The following is a 13,427-nucleotide window of genomic DNA, read 5'->3' on the forward strand; positions in this document are numbered from 1 at the left end:
TAACCGCCCATTTGTCCTCGGCCTAAAGGGTCTGGAAGGACGATCACCCATTTTTTCTCTCAGGTCCGGCCAGCATGACACGTAATACAAACTCCGCTTCGCCAACCATGCCTCACAGCCCATCCCGCGCCTGGCGTGCGATGGCTGCGATGCTGTTCAGCGTACTGCTGGCGCCGACCGCCGCATTCGCTGATGCCACTGCCCCCGCCGCTCCGGCCGCTGCCGAGCACAGTGCGGCAACCCCGGCAGCGCCTGCCGCCGCACCGGTCGCCACCGATCCGACCCAGGCCGCAACGCCAGCGCCTGCCGACGAGACCGGTGTTGTGCTGGAAGAAGACAACACCCTGGGCATGGCCCACGACCTGTCCCCGTGGGGCATGTATCAGAACGCTGACGTGGTGGTAAAAGCCGTGATGATCGGCCTGGCCATCGCCTCGATCATTACCTGGACCATCTGGATCGCCAAAGGCTTCGAGCTGCTGGGCGCCAAACGCCGCCTGCGCACCGAAATCGTCCACCTGAAAAAAGCCACCACCCTCAAGGAAGCGAGCGACACCGCCACCAAGAAGGGCACCCTAGCCAACCTGTTGGTACACGACGCGCTGGAAGAAATGCGCCTGTCGGCCAACACCCGCGAAAAAGAAGGCATCAAGGAACGTGTCGCCTTCCGCCTGGAGCGCCTGGTCGCTGCCTGCGGTCGCAACATGAGCAGCGGTACCGGCGTACTGGCAACCATCGGTTCCACCGCACCGTTCGTCGGCCTGTTCGGCACCGTGTGGGGCATCATGAACAGCTTCATCGGTATCGCCAAAACCCAGACCACCAACCTCGCCGTCGTTGCCCCCGGCATCGCCGAAGCCCTGCTGGCTACCGCCCTGGGCCTGGTTGCCGCGATTCCTGCGGTAGTGATCTATAACGTCTTCGCCCGTTCGATCGCCGGCTACAAGGCCCAGGTATCGGATGCGTCGGCAGAAGTGTTGCTGCTGGTCAGCCGCGACCTCGATCACCTGCCTACCGAGCGCAGCTCGCAACCGCACATGGTGAAAGTGGGGTAATCGGCCATGGGCCTGCATTTGAATCAAGGCGACGACGAGCTCGTCGAGAACCACGAGATCAACGTCACACCGTTTATCGACGTGATGCTGGTGCTGCTGATCATCTTCATGGTGGCAGCACCGCTGGCGACCGTAGACATCAAGGTCGACCTGCCAGCATCCAGCGCCAAGCCTGCGCCACGACCGGAAAAACCGATCTTCCTCAGCGTCAAGGCGGACCAACGCCTGTTCCTGGGCGAAGAAGAAGTCAAAGCTGAAACCCTGGGCCCTGTACTTGACGCCAAGACCCAAGGCAAGAAAGACACGACGATCTTCTTCCAGGCCGACAAAGGCGTGGACTACGGCGACCTGATGAGTGTGATGGATGCCCTGCGGGCAGCCGGCTACCTCAAGGTGGGCCTGGTCGGACTTGAGACGGCAGCCAAGAAATGATCACGACGCGCCACAAACTGACGCGTTATGGCACCAGCCTTGCCGTCGTGCTGGGCGTGCACGCCGTCGCGATCATCATCGCGCTCCAATGGTCCACGCCGCACCCTGTGCAGCTGCCGCCGGCCGCCATGGTCATCGACCTGGCGCCAATGCCTGCGCCGCCGCCTCCGGCACCGCCCAAGGTGATCACGCCGCCGCAACCACCTGCCCCGGTGGAAGAGCTGCCCCTGCCGAAACTGGCCGAGGCGCCCAAGCCGACGATCCAGGTGCCCAAGCCGGTCAAACCCAAGCCCAAGCCGCAACCGCCCAAGCCAGTGGAGAAAAAGCCCGAGCCGCCCAAGGAGAAACCCTCCGAAGAGCCGCCGAGCGAAACCCCACCGACCAATACACCGGCAGAAAAATCGGCACAACCCGTGCCTGGCCCGTCGCCCCAGCAGGTCGCCGCCAAAGCGTCCTGGGAAGGCACCCTGCTGGCGCATTTGCAGAAGTACAAGAAGTACCCGCAGAGCGCCCAGCGCAGCGGCAAGGAAGGCCTGAACCGCTTGCGCTTCGTGGTCGATGGTGAAGGCAATGTGCTGTCGTATGAGCTGGTGGGCCGCTCCGGCAACGCCGATCTGGACCGTGCAACCCTGGACATGATCCGTCGTGCCCAGCCGCTGCCCAAGCCACCTGCCGACATGTTGAAAGGCGGCAGCGTCGAAATCGTCGCGCCATTCGTCTACAACATCGAAAAGCGCCGCCGCTAAGGATTACGGGAGTCAGCTTGTGTGGGAGCTGGCTTGCCTGCGATAGCATCGCCTCGGTGCAACTGAGAGACCGAGGTGCCTGCATCGCGGGCAAGCCCGCTCCCACATTTGCTTGCATGCAACCAATATCTCAGGCAAATCCCCGCTCAATCCCCTGTAAAGTTCTGATAACGTGCGTCTATCGATTGCAGCCGGTATGCTTGGCCCGCAACCTCATGGACGCCCGCTATGACTCTTACAGAATTGCGCTACATCGTGACCCTCGCCCAAGAGCAGCACTTCGGCCATGCGGCCGAGCGTTGCCATGTCAGCCAACCGACGCTGTCGGTGGGCGTGAAGAAGCTTGAAGACGAACTCGGTGTGCTGATCTTCGAGCGCAGCAAGAGCGCCGTACGCCTCACCCCGGTGGGTGAAGGCATCGTGGCCCAGGCCCAGAAGGTCCTGGAGCAAGCCCAAAGCATTCGCGAACTGGCCCAGGCCGGCAAGAACCAGCTGACGGCACCGCTGAAAGTCGGCGCCATCTACACCGTCGGCCCGTACCTGTTCCCGCACCTGATCCCGCAACTGCACCGCGTCGCACCGCAGATGCCGCTGTATATCGAAGAAAACTTCACCCACGTGCTGCGCGACAAGCTGCGCAACGGCGAGCTGGACGCAATCATCATCGCCCTGCCCTTCAACGAAGCGGACGTGCTGACCCTGCCGCTCTACGACGAGCCATTCCAGGTACTGATGCCGGCCTCGCACCCGTGGACCCAGAAAGACACCATCGACGCCGCCCTGCTCAACGACAAGAGCCTGCTGCTGCTCGGCGAAGGCCACTGCTTCCGCGACCAGGTGCTCGAAGCCTGCCCGACCCTGACCAAAGGCAACGACGGCGCCAAGCACACCACCGTGGAATCCAGCTCCCTGGAAACGATTCGCCACATGGTCGCCTCCGGCCTGGGCATTTCGATCCTGCCGCTGTCAGCGGTGGACAGCCACCACTACGCCCCCGGCGTGATCGAAGTGCGTCCGCTCACACCACCGGTGCCGTTCCGTACGGTAGCCATTGCCTGGCGTGCCAGTTTCCCTCGGCCCAAAGCCATTGAGATCCTCGCCGACTCGATCCGCCTGTGTTCGGTGGCCAAGCCGCCTGCTGCGAGCTAAGTAGACGTATGACTGAGCTGTCGCAGGTGTCGGTGACGGCACTCAAGGGTGTCGGTGAAGCCATGGCCGAGAAGTTGGCCAAGGTCGGCCTGGAAAACCTCCAGGACGTGCTGTTCCACCTGCCGCTGCGCTATCAGGACCGTACCCGCGTGGTGCCCATCGGCCAGTTGCGCCCTGGGCAGGACGCGGTGATCGAAGGCACCGTCAGCGGAGCCGACGTAGTGATGGGCAAGCGTCGCAGCCTGGTGGTGCGCCTGCAGGACGGTACCGGTGGGCTGAGCCTGCGCTTCTACCACTTCAGTAACGCGCAGAAAGAGGGCCTCAAGCGGGGCACCCGCGTACGCTGCTACGGTGAAGCACGGCCCGGCGCCTCGGGCCTGGAAATCTACCACCCGGAATACCGCGCCATCACTGGTGACGAGCCGCCACCGGTGGACACCACACTTACGCCGATCTACCCGCTCACCGAAGGCCTGACCCAACAACGCCTACGCCAATTGTGCATGCAGACCCTGACGATGCTCGGCCCGAAAAGCCTGCCCGACTGGCTGCCTCTGGAACTGGCTCGCGACTATCAACTGGCACCGCTGGACGATGCAATCCGCTACCTGCATCACCCCCCCGCTGACGCTGATGTCGATGAACTGGCACTGGGTCATCACTGGGCCCAACACCGTCTGGCGTTCGAAGAACTGCTAACTCATCAGTTGTCCCAGCAACGCTTGCGCGAAAGCATGCGTTCCTTGCGCGCACCCGCGATGCCCAAGGCAATGCGCTTGCCTGCGCAATACCTGGCCAATCTCGGCTTCACCCCGACCGGCGCACAACAGCGCGTGGGCAATGAAATCGCCTACGACTTGAGCCAGCAAGAACCCATGCTGCGCCTGATCCAGGGTGACGTAGGCGCAGGCAAGACCGTGGTCGCCGCCCTCGCCGCCCTGCAAGCTTTGGAAGCCGGTTACCAAGTGGCGCTGATGGCGCCCACCGAAATCCTCGCCGAACAGCACTTCATCACCTTCAAGCGCTGGCTTGAACCGTTGGGCCTGGAAGTGGCGTGGCTGGCCGGCAAGCTCAAGGGCAAAAACCGCGCAGCAGCTCTGGAACAGATCGCCGGCGGCGCACCGATGGTGGTCGGCACCCACGCGCTGTTCCAGGACGAAGTGCAGTTCAAGAACCTCGCCCTGGTGATCATCGACGAGCAACACCGCTTCGGCGTGCAGCAGCGCCTGGCCCTGCGCCAGAAAGGCGTGGGCGGGCGCATGAACCCGCACCAATTGATCATGACCGCCACGCCGATCCCGCGCACCCTGGCCATGAGCGCCTATGCCGACCTCGACACCTCGATCCTCGACGAACTGCCCCCCGGTCGTACCCCGGTCAATACCGTACTGGTCACCGACACCCGCCGCGTGGAAGTGATCGAGCGGGTGCGCGGCGCCTGCGCCGAAGGCCGTCAGGCGTACTGGGTGTGCACACTGATCGAAGAGTCCGAAGAGTTGACCTGCCAGGCCGCCGAAACCACGTACGAAGACCTCACCAGCGCCCTGGGCGAACTGAAGGTCGGGCTGATCCACGGCCGCATGAAGCCTGCCGAAAAAGCCGCGGTGATGGCCGAGTTCAAGGCCGGCAACCTGCAACTGCTGGTGGCCACCACGGTGATCGAGGTCGGCGTGGACGTACCCAACGCCAGCCTGATGATCATCGAAAACCCCGAGCGCCTGGGCCTGGCGCAATTGCACCAATTACGCGGCCGCGTCGGCCGAGGCAGCGCGGCCAGCCATTGCGTGTTGCTGTATCACCCGCCACTGTCACAAATCGGTCGCCAGCGCCTGGGCATCATGCGCGAAACCAACGACGGCTTTGTCATCGCCGAAAAAGACCTCGAGCTGCGCGGCCCCGGTGAAATGCTCGGCACCCGCCAGACCGGCCTGCTGCAATTCAAGGTGGCCGACCTGATGCGCGATGCCGACCTGTTGCCCGCCGTGCGGGATGCGGCACAAGCGCTGCTGGAGCGCTGGCCGGAACATGTCAGCCCATTGCTCAATCGTTGGCTACGACATGGGCAGCAATACGGCCAAGTGTGACGCCTGACTCACTTATCCGACCAACACCTGTATCAAGCTGGTTATACTTCTTGGACTGTACGAATTTGGATCAGGCCATGTCAGAAGTAGCCCTCGCCACAGCCCCACTGACCGCCCCGCCGGTCATTCGGGCTCTGCTCGCAAAGCTCGCCATCCCTTACACGGAAGTCGCGGAACAGCCTGGCCTGAACCCTGCCCGAAAGGTCCAGGCGGTACTGCTGGAAGATGCCGTTGGCGCACTCATGGTCCTGTTCCCCCAGAGCCAGTTGCTTGACCTCAACCGTCTCGCCGAACTGACCGGGCGCCGCCTGACAGCCGTGGCGCCGGAGCGCGTCGAACGCATGCTGGGCAAGCATGAGCTGAGTCTGCTGCCAGGCCTGCCCGCGCTGACCAGCTCGCCGTGCCTGTACGAAGGCAGCCTGCTCAGCGAACCGAGCCTGCTGGTGCATTCGGGTGAAGCCGGACTGCTGCTGGAAATCGCCAGCGGCGACTTCAAGACCATGCTCACCAAGGCCAGCGCCGGGCACTTCGGCGAGCCGCTGAGCAACATTCGCCCCAACCTCGACCGCCCCAATGATGACCGCGAGGAAATCACCCAGGCGATGCAGGCGTTCACCGCCCGCCGCATCCAGCAGCGCCTTGAAGCGACCATCGAGATTCCACCGCTGGCCGACACCGCGCAAAAAATCATCAAACTGCGCGTCGATCCCAACGCCACTATCGATGACATCACCGGCGTGGTGGAAACCGACCCGGCCCTCGCCGCCCAAGTGGTGAGCTGGGCCGCGTCGCCGTACTACGCCTCACCGGGCAAGATTCGCTCAGTGGAAGACGCCATCGTGCGCGTGCTGGGCTTCGACCTGGTGATCAACCTGGCGCTGGGCCTGGCCCTGGGCAAGACCCTGAGCCTGCCCAAGGACCACCCGCACCAGTCCACACCGTACTGGCACCAGTCGATCTACACCGCCGCTGTGATCGAAGGCCTGACCCGTGCCATGCCCCGCGCACAGCGTCCGGAAGCCGGCCTGACCTACCTGGCCGGCTTGCTGCACAACTTTGGCTACCTGTTGCTGGCCCACGTGTTCCCGCCGCACTTCTCGCTGATCTGCCGCCACCTGGAGGTCAACCCGCACCTGTGCCACAGCTATGTCGAGCAACACCTGCTGGGCATCAGCCGCGAGCAGATCGGCGCCTGGCTGATGCGCTACTGGGACATGCCGGACGAACTGTCCACCGCCCTGCGCTTCCAACACGACCCGACCTACGACGGGCAATATGCCGAATACCCGAACCTTGTGTGTTTGGCCGTGCGCCTGCTGCGTAGCCATGGCATCGGTTCCGGGCCGGACGAGGCGATCCCGGATGCGCTGCTGGAGCGTTTGGGGCTGACGCGGGACAAAGCTGAGGACGTAGTGGGTAAAGTGTTGGATGCCGAGGTGTTGTTGCGCGAACTGGCATCGCAGTTCAACCAGGCCTAAACCTGCAACCTGTTAGACCGCTTTCGCGAGCAAGCCCGCTCCCACAGTTGACCGAGTACCAACATGAGAATGCGGTTAAATGTGGGAGCGGGCTTGCTCGCGAAGAATCCACCTTGGTCTAGCTGAAAACCCTACTTCTTTTTCTTCGGTTTCAAATACTTGGTCAACCCTTGGAACCAGATCACCAGCGCCGGGTTGCCCTTGATCTGGATCGACTTGTCCTGAATCCCCGTCATGAACGCTAGTTGCTTGTTCTTCGCCTGCATCGTGGCGAAGCCGTAGGCGGCATCTTTGAACGCAATGGCGAATGCCGGTGACGGATGAACACCCGAACGGCTGGTGATGCGCTGGTCTTTGACGATGAAGTGACGGGCAACCTTGCCGTCGAGGGTCTGCAACTGAAACGCCAGGTCTTTATCACCCAACTGTTGCTGGAAGGCAGGATTGGTGCGACTGGCTTTGCCCATCATCAGGCCCAGCACCCACAGCAGAAGACGAAATTTCATGCACACGGCCTCGGTGTATTTATTAAGTGGCCGCAGCAGTTTAACGATTTGTCGGCAGAACGCCACCGATCTCGCGCTTTAGCAGGAGATCGGCAGGCGTTTAACGCTTATAGCAACATCTTACTTAAACGTTAGGGCAAGGGACCGGCGCCCAGTCGGCCAGGTTTGGATCACGGCAAGTGCCTTCGATCTGCGCTTTACCGGCGCTGGCGACCTGCTTGCTTTCAGCTTGCTTGGCCTGCACGGTCTGGATGCTCTTCTCGGTGGTGACCGCTTCTTTCGGCACGGTTGGCAGCTTCTTCGCGACTTTTGGCGGAGTCTTGCCGCCCTTCTTGGAAGGTACGACGACAGGTGCTACGTCGGCCTGAGCCACGGTGACCACATCGTTGCGCTGTACACCCACCTGTTGCAGGTCTTTCTCGTAAGCCTGGGTGTAGTTGTTCAGGTCCTCACTGGCTTTGCCGTTGACCGCGACGATTAGGTCATTGGACTCCTTCAGGCCCGCGACAATTTCCGCCAGGCGCTTGCGGCCTTCGGTGTCGTTGACGGTCTTGGCCTTGCGGTCGTTCACCAGCTTGGTGAACGCGCTCTGGTAGCACTGCTGGGACGCTTTGGCGTAAGCGGTGCTGCGATCGATGTCGGATGCGCTTTTGTTGAAGTCGGTGGAGTAGGACGCGATGCGCTGGTTGTCATCGGTGATCTGCTTTTGACGCTCGGTGTAGTAACCCGCCGCGCCGCCGGCCAGGGCACCGCCTGCTGCACCGATGGCCGCGTTACGACCGCGCTTGTCCGAGTCGCCGGTCAGGGCACCCAGCAATGCACCACCGGCCGCACCGAGGGCCGCACCGGTCACCACTGACTTGGTCATGTCCGAATCCGTGGCGCGCAGGTGTTGCACCGGCTCGTAGCAGTTCGGGTAGTACTCGACCTTGGTGCTCGACGCGACCTTGGAGGTCGGCGACGTGGCGCAACCAGTCAATACGGTGCTGAAACCGGCTGCGATCAGCAGCAGGTGACGCTTGGAAACCGCCTTACGGGAAAAAAACATAGGTGTGATCTCTATTTAGTTTGACTTGCCCAGCGCGGCCCACCGCCGCCTGAGTCCCTTCCAAGCTCGCTGACAACCAGCGGTCAAGACCGCTGACCGCTCGCTGCGAGCAGTTCCTTCAAGATCGTTGCCGGGTCGGCCCGCTGTTGCTTGCGGTAGTTGCCGACATGGCGAACGAACAGTGTCGCGCGCGTCACCAAGCTCTTGCCGAGCACGGGTTTGCGATCCAACTCTTCCTTGATCCGTTGAAACTGGGCCTGGATCACCGCATCGGTGTAGCGCGTGCCGGTGGCCAGGTTGTCGATATAGATCGCTACCGCGCCATCGAGGGCGCTGCGGCCATTGTCGATGGCGGTAGCGAACAACTGCGCGCTGGCCTCGTCTTTGTTGGCGACGGCCTGCTCGCGACTCTTCTGCAGGTTGATCAGACGGATGTTGTAGTTGCTGATGGTCTCGGCCACCAACGCAGCGGACTGAATCAGGTTGCCCGCCGCTTCTTCGCGTTGCTGGGCGATCAGCGAGACGTTGCGCTTGAGCTCTTCATTGACCAGCCCCAGTTCGGCTTGCAGCTTGGGGTCGACGCTGGCGGCGATGATGGTGTCCAGGCGCTTGGTTGGGTCCTGGGCGTCGTCAATGGCGTCGGTCAGCGCGGCCAGGCGGCCTTCTTTCTGCCACTGGGCAAACAGCTCCTTGTAGCGCGAACGCGGCGCTGACAAGGCGCCAATCGCCACGCGAAAACCGGTGGTCTCGTTGCTTTGCTCAGTGCCGTCGGCGGCGAACAGCGGGTACTCGCGGCGCATACCGGTAAACAGCGTGCCCTCGCCTTCGAGGTAATTGCCGCCCTTGACCACAAAGCCGCCATAGGTGCCCTGGCGACGCCCGGCGTGCACCAGTTGGAAGGACTCCTGGACCATTTCCGCGGCGTTACCAATCACGTCGAACATACCGATCGGGTTGGGCAACTTGGTGCCGATAGGCATCAGGCGCGCCGCCTGGCCGGTGCCACCAGCAACTTGGTTGAACACCGCGTAATCCGCCAACGGGCCCTCGCCTTCGCTGCCTTCGACGCGCCGGGGGAACAAGCGACCTTCCAGCTCCTGGCGGCTCACCGCCTGGCCGCCGCGCGCGGCGTATTCCCATTCCACTTCGGTGGGCAGGCGCACAAAACCCAGGCCGCCGTCTTCTGCCGAAGAGCCGCGACCACTGACCGGCAGCAAGTCGCGGTGGTATTTCATCAGCCAGGCGCTGTACACCGCCGAGAAGCGTTCGGCCTCAAAACGCGACAGCTTCACCTTGGGCAGCCGTGCCGCCATGCCAGTAGGAATGTCGCAGGCCGGTGCCGGTTCACCGCTGGCCAGGGATTGCGCCTGGGCCATCACCGCAGCGTATTGGCGCGCGGTCACTTCGTACTTGCCGATGAAGTACAGCATGGGCTTGAGCGGGGTCTTGGCGTCGGTCTTCGGCATCAAGGGCGCGATGACTTTATTCCAATCCTTGGGCAAATCCTTGAGGGTGAACTGGCCGTTGATGAAGTCGCGGCGGTAGCCGGAAATAAACGATTGCTGGTAACCCGCCTCGCCTTCGGCGAAGGGGTAGCCGAGGCTGATTTCGCGATCGTCCAGGGTCCCTTGGGCCAGCACGTAGGCGTAGCGGAACACCATGCTGCCTTCACACGGCAGCGGCAGGCTCACGTCGTCCGCCAACGGTTTGGGATTATCGAGTTTGTCCTGCTTCACTAATAAAGAGTCATCGTCAGCCCAGGCCAGCGAGGCCAGGCTCAGCACCACACAGGCGCCCAGTAACTTATACATCTCTGATTCCTTCAGAAGCCTGGATCCGCGCCACACGCCAACCACCACAAGCCGCCGCCACGGCGCTGACGCCGAGAATTGCAACCAGGGCCAGGCCGTAATGACGCGCCAGCAGGTGGCTGGCGTACTCGCCCGGCACCTGCACGAACAATTTATTCAACGCTGTCTCGGCCAAGCCATACAGCCCGGCACTGAGCACAGCGGCCGCGCCTGCGCTGTACAGCGCCTGCACCACCACAAACAACAACAGTCCACCGGTGGAAAAACCCAACAGGCGCAACACCGACAATTCCCGCCGCTTGCGCGCCACGGCGGCCAAGGCTCCGGCGAAGATCGCCGCAAATGCGCCCGCCAGGGCCAACCCGGCAATGATCCAAAACACGATCGACAGGTTGCGGCTCAACGACTGCACCTGGGCGATGGTGTTTGCCTGAGTCGACACCAACAGGTTCTGCCCGGCGAAATACACACGCAACGGTTCCACATCGCTAAGGTGGCGGGCGTACAGGCGGAATGCCGGGTACACCCGCTGCTCACTCACATCGACCGGCTCACCGGCCCAACCCAACGCCGGCACCACTCGGCCGTCGCGATAGTCTTCCGCCGCTTCCAGCAAGCTCAAGTCGGCAAACAAACCGTCACGGGCGAACGCTTCCAGCGGCAACACCGCCAACACCTGCAAACGCGTGCGCTGCGTCTCGACACGCCCCGCCACTTGCCGCGCAAAACGGGTGTCCAGCCAATCGCCAGGGCGCGCGGCGAGCTTTTCGGCGGCAGTGTGGCTCAGCACGATCTGGTCCAGGCCCTTCGGCATCGGCAAACCGGCGAGCAACGGATCACCCGGCGCGGTTGGCAGCATCTCCAAGGTCAGCGCGCCGACCTGTGCCGTCGCCGCGATCTGCCGCGTACGCGGCACGGCAAACGCCACGTCACTACGCTGGCCTAGCTGCTCGACAAATAGGCTGCTGAATCGACCACCACCCAACGGAATAATTTCACGGGTCGCCGGGTCGGTCTCCAAACGTTCGGTCAAACTGCCAACCAGTCCAAATTTCAGGCCGAATAACACCAGCAACGGCGCGATCACCGCCACCAATGCCAGCACCGAACAGGCCGACAGCCAGGCGTCGTTGCGGTAATCCTGCCAAGCCAGGGAGGCGACCAAGCCGATACGCATCAGCACACCTCCCCGAGGGTGGCCGTGACGCCGCCGTCAATGTCGCGACGACAACTGATGCGCCGCACCTGCAAGCCACTGGCACGAGCCAAGGGTTCGTCATGGGTGGCGATCACACAGGCTGCACGGTGTTCGCGGGCCTGGGCCAGCAGCGCATGCATCACCCGCTCGGCATTCAGCGGGTCCAAGGAGGCGGTTGGCTCATCGGCCAACACCAGTTGCGGTCCATGAGCCAATGCGCGGGCGCAACTGACGCGCTGGCGTTGCCCCACCGACAGGGCTGCCGGCTTCTTACTCAACTGGTCGCCGATCTCCAGCTGCTCGGCCAGCCGTGTCACGCTGCCGTCATCCTGCAAGCCCAGCAGTTGCCGGGACAAGGCGATATTGCCGCGTACATCGAGAAAGCCCAACAGCCCCCCGGTTTGCAGCACATAGCCCAGATGCCGACTGCGCAACTCGGCCAAGGTGGACTGCCGATCCGCTCGCCACAACCCGCCGATATCCTGCTGATTGAACGCGAACTGCCCGACCTGATCCGGCGCCAGCACCAACGCCAGAATATCCAGCAAGGTGCTTTTGCCGCAGCCACTGGCGCCGACAATCGCCAGTTGCTCACCCGCATGCAGGTGCAGCGCCGGGATCACCAGGCTGTAACGCTGGCTACCAACGCCCCGGCTTTTGTGCACCGCGCTCAGGCTCAGCATTACGGCAACGTCGACAACGGCACGCGGTACAACGCATCGCCCGGCTCGGCATCGCCGAAACGGACCCAGTTGGCCACGTCGTTATGGAAGGTTTCGTAGAGACGGATTTTTGAGTCCAGCTCGTCGATAAAGTCTTCCTGCTCGGCCACGCTCAACGACAACCACAAGTCTTGAGTCATGTTCAGCGACTTGCTGCGGTACGGCAGGCCCTCCAGGTATTCGCCGAGCAGCCCTCCATCGGCCAAGTTGCCGCCCTTGCGCAGCGCTTGCGGGTCGCGACTCATGTAGGCCGAGGCGCTGGCGATCTCTTGGAAGAAGTCCTTGGGCGAGCTTTGGGTTTTGCGCGCCGCATCGACGATCAGTTTCAACGACTGCTGCAAATCGTTGAGCTGCAATTTGGTCAACATCACGCACACCTGGAACGCCGGCAGCGTCGGGTTGGTCAGGTCGCGGTCGGCGGTCCAGGCACTGACCAGCTGCGGTGCCTGGCTAGCCGTTTTGCGGCCGAGAAAATCCATGTGCATGGCGTAACCGACGGCGGCGGACTTGTCCGCCAGACTGGGCGCGCTGCTCAGCAGCGGCACGGCCTGCGGTGTGTTGCTACGCACCTGGTGGACGAGGTTGGCGAACACACTGCCGATCTCATCCACACGCTCCCCGAGCTTATGCACATCGCCGCCCGGCACCGGCGTGTACAGGTCGCCGATCTGCGGGTTGGCGTCCGCCGTGAGGATGCGGTACTGGCTCTCGGCGCCGGCGTGGGTTTTCTTGCCGGCGTCGGTGCGCAGGTGCAGCGCGTAGATCTTGATCTGCTTGCCCAGCGCAGCCTGGCGCACTTCGGCCTCGTTCATCTGGGTGGTGGCGAACGGGTCGTTCTTGCGCAACGCACCCGCGTCGGTGACCAGCAGGATAATGCGCCCGCCGTAGCCGGACCAATCCATGCCATCCACCGCCTGCATCACCCCGGCAAACGCATCCTCGTTGAACGAGTGGCTGGACACGGTGGATGCCTTGACCTGCCGCGCCATGTCGAGGAAGCGTTGCGGGTCACGACCTTGATCCAGGGTGATCAGGGTCTTGGCCACGTATTCCAGGCCCGGGGTTTTCTTGATGCTGTTGCGAAAGCCCACCAGGCCGAAGCTAACGCTGTCCAACTCGCCCCGCTCGGCGATGCGCGTTTGCAACTCATGCACCACATCGCGGACCTGGTCGATGTAGGGCTGCATCGACACCGTGG

11 protein-coding genes and 1 pseudogene are annotated in these 13,427 nt (G+C 62.8%); 6 read left to right on the top strand and 6 right to left on the bottom strand.

The window, feature by feature from the left end; all coding sequences use genetic code 11:
- The first annotated feature begins 74 nt into the window (after window positions 1-74).
- From exbB to ACRESD_RS11495, 6 genes are all read left to right on the top strand, one after another.
- On the top strand, window positions 75-1,055 hold the full coding sequence (exbB, locus tag ACRESD_RS11470; protein ID WP_431751007.1) for a tonB-system energizer ExbB: 981 nt from the start codon (window positions 75-77) through the stop codon (window positions 1,053-1,055).
- A gap of 6 nt (window positions 1,056-1,061) precedes the next feature.
- Window positions 1,062-1,487 carry a TonB system transport protein ExbD gene (exbD, locus tag ACRESD_RS11475; RefSeq protein WP_003195519.1) on the top strand — a complete coding sequence of 142 codons (426 nt, stop codon included), beginning with the start codon at window positions 1,062-1,064 and terminating at the stop codon, window positions 1,485-1,487.
- The gene (locus ACRESD_RS11480; RefSeq protein ID WP_431751008.1) at window positions 1,484-2,233 is read left to right on the top strand and encodes an energy transducer TonB family protein; all 750 of its coding nucleotides are present in this window, start codon (window positions 1,484-1,486) and stop codon (window positions 2,231-2,233) included. The genes exbD and ACRESD_RS11480 overlap by 4 nt, the downstream gene beginning before the upstream one ends.
- Window positions 2,234-2,461: 228 nt before the next feature.
- The gene (locus ACRESD_RS11485; protein WP_431751009.1) at window positions 2,462-3,382 is read left to right on the top strand and encodes a LysR substrate-binding domain-containing protein; all 921 of its coding nucleotides are present in this window, start codon (window positions 2,462-2,464) and stop codon (window positions 3,380-3,382) included.
- Between the two features lie 8 nt (window positions 3,383-3,390).
- Window positions 3,391-5,466, top strand: a complete 2,076-nt coding sequence (gene recG, locus ACRESD_RS11490) for an ATP-dependent DNA helicase RecG (protein ID WP_431751010.1) — start codon at window positions 3,391-3,393, stop codon at window positions 5,464-5,466.
- A gap of 77 nt (window positions 5,467-5,543) precedes the next feature.
- On the top strand, window positions 5,544-6,944 hold the full coding sequence (locus tag ACRESD_RS11495) for an aminoacyl-tRNA deacylase and HDOD domain-containing protein (RefSeq protein WP_431751011.1): 1,401 nt from the start codon (window positions 5,544-5,546) through the stop codon (window positions 6,942-6,944).
- A 131-nt stretch (window positions 6,945-7,075) separates the two neighbouring features.
- Here the strand turns inward: ACRESD_RS11495 and ACRESD_RS11500 are convergent, their stop codons facing one another.
- The 6 genes and pseudogenes from ACRESD_RS11500 to ACRESD_RS11525 all read right to left on the bottom strand — a co-directional run.
- A complete protein-coding gene (locus ACRESD_RS11500; RefSeq protein ID WP_010207528.1) occupies window positions 7,076-7,450 on the bottom strand; it encodes a hypothetical protein in 375 nt (124 codons plus the stop codon).
- A 124-nt stretch (window positions 7,451-7,574) separates the two neighbouring features.
- Window positions 7,575-8,498 (bottom strand): type VI secretion system-associated lipoprotein TagQ, encoded by a 924-nt coding sequence (tagQ, locus tag ACRESD_RS11505; protein WP_431751012.1) that lies wholly within the window; start codon window positions 8,496-8,498, stop codon window positions 7,575-7,577.
- 83 nt (window positions 8,499-8,581) lie between these two features.
- Window positions 8,582-10,309, bottom strand: a complete 1,728-nt coding sequence (locus ACRESD_RS11510; protein WP_431751013.1) for a formylglycine-generating enzyme family protein — start codon at window positions 10,307-10,309, stop codon at window positions 8,582-8,584.
- Window positions 10,302-11,486 (bottom strand): ABC transporter permease, encoded by a 1,185-nt coding sequence (locus tag ACRESD_RS11515; RefSeq protein ID WP_431751014.1) that lies wholly within the window; start codon window positions 11,484-11,486, stop codon window positions 10,302-10,304. The genes ACRESD_RS11510 and ACRESD_RS11515 overlap by 8 nt, the downstream gene beginning before the upstream one ends.
- Entirely contained in the window at window positions 11,486-12,190 is a 705-nt protein-coding gene (locus ACRESD_RS11520) for an ABC transporter ATP-binding protein (protein ID WP_431751015.1), read from the bottom strand. Before ACRESD_RS11520 ends, ACRESD_RS11515 begins: the two co-directional genes overlap by 1 nt.
- Window positions 12,190-13,427 (bottom strand): annotated as a pseudogene (locus ACRESD_RS11525) (serine/threonine protein kinase); the annotation flags it as partial. The pseudogene ACRESD_RS11525 and the gene ACRESD_RS11520, both read right to left, overlap by 1 nt.

The organism is Pseudomonas sp. (assembly GCF_050739995.1).
Lineage (GTDB): Bacteria > Pseudomonadota > Gammaproteobacteria > Pseudomonadales > Pseudomonadaceae > Aquipseudomonas.

Excerpts from the sequence above, each read along its gene's own strand:
- exbB (WP_431751007.1), top strand. The coding sequence starts at position 75 with ATGACACGTAATACAAACTCCGCTTCGCCAACCATGCCTCACAGCCCA.
- exbD (WP_003195519.1), top strand. The coding sequence starts at position 1,062 with ATGGGCCTGCATTTGAATCAAGGCGACGACGAGCTCGTCGAGAACCAC.
- ACRESD_RS11480 (WP_431751008.1), top strand. The coding sequence starts at position 1,484 with ATGATCACGACGCGCCACAAACTGACGCGTTATGGCACCAGCCTTGCC.
- ACRESD_RS11485 (WP_431751009.1), top strand. The coding sequence starts at position 2,462 with ATGACTCTTACAGAATTGCGCTACATCGTGACCCTCGCCCAAGAGCAG.
- recG (WP_431751010.1), top strand. The coding sequence starts at position 3,391 with ATGACTGAGCTGTCGCAGGTGTCGGTGACGGCACTCAAGGGTGTCGGT.
- ACRESD_RS11495 (WP_431751011.1), top strand. The coding sequence starts at position 5,544 with ATGTCAGAAGTAGCCCTCGCCACAGCCCCACTGACCGCCCCGCCGGTC.
- ACRESD_RS11500 (WP_010207528.1), bottom strand. The coding sequence starts at position 7,450 with ATGAAATTTCGTCTTCTGCTGTGGGTGCTGGGCCTGATGATGGGCAAA.
- tagQ (WP_431751012.1), bottom strand. The coding sequence starts at position 8,498 with ATGTTTTTTTCCCGTAAGGCGGTTTCCAAGCGTCACCTGCTGCTGATC.
- ACRESD_RS11510 (WP_431751013.1), bottom strand. The coding sequence starts at position 10,309 with ATGTATAAGTTACTGGGCGCCTGTGTGGTGCTGAGCCTGGCCTCGCTG.
- ACRESD_RS11515 (WP_431751014.1), bottom strand. The coding sequence starts at position 11,486 with ATGCGTATCGGCTTGGTCGCCTCCCTGGCTTGGCAGGATTACCGCAAC.
- ACRESD_RS11520 (WP_431751015.1), bottom strand. The coding sequence starts at position 12,190 with ATGCTGAGCCTGAGCGCGGTGCACAAAAGCCGGGGCGTTGGTAGCCAG.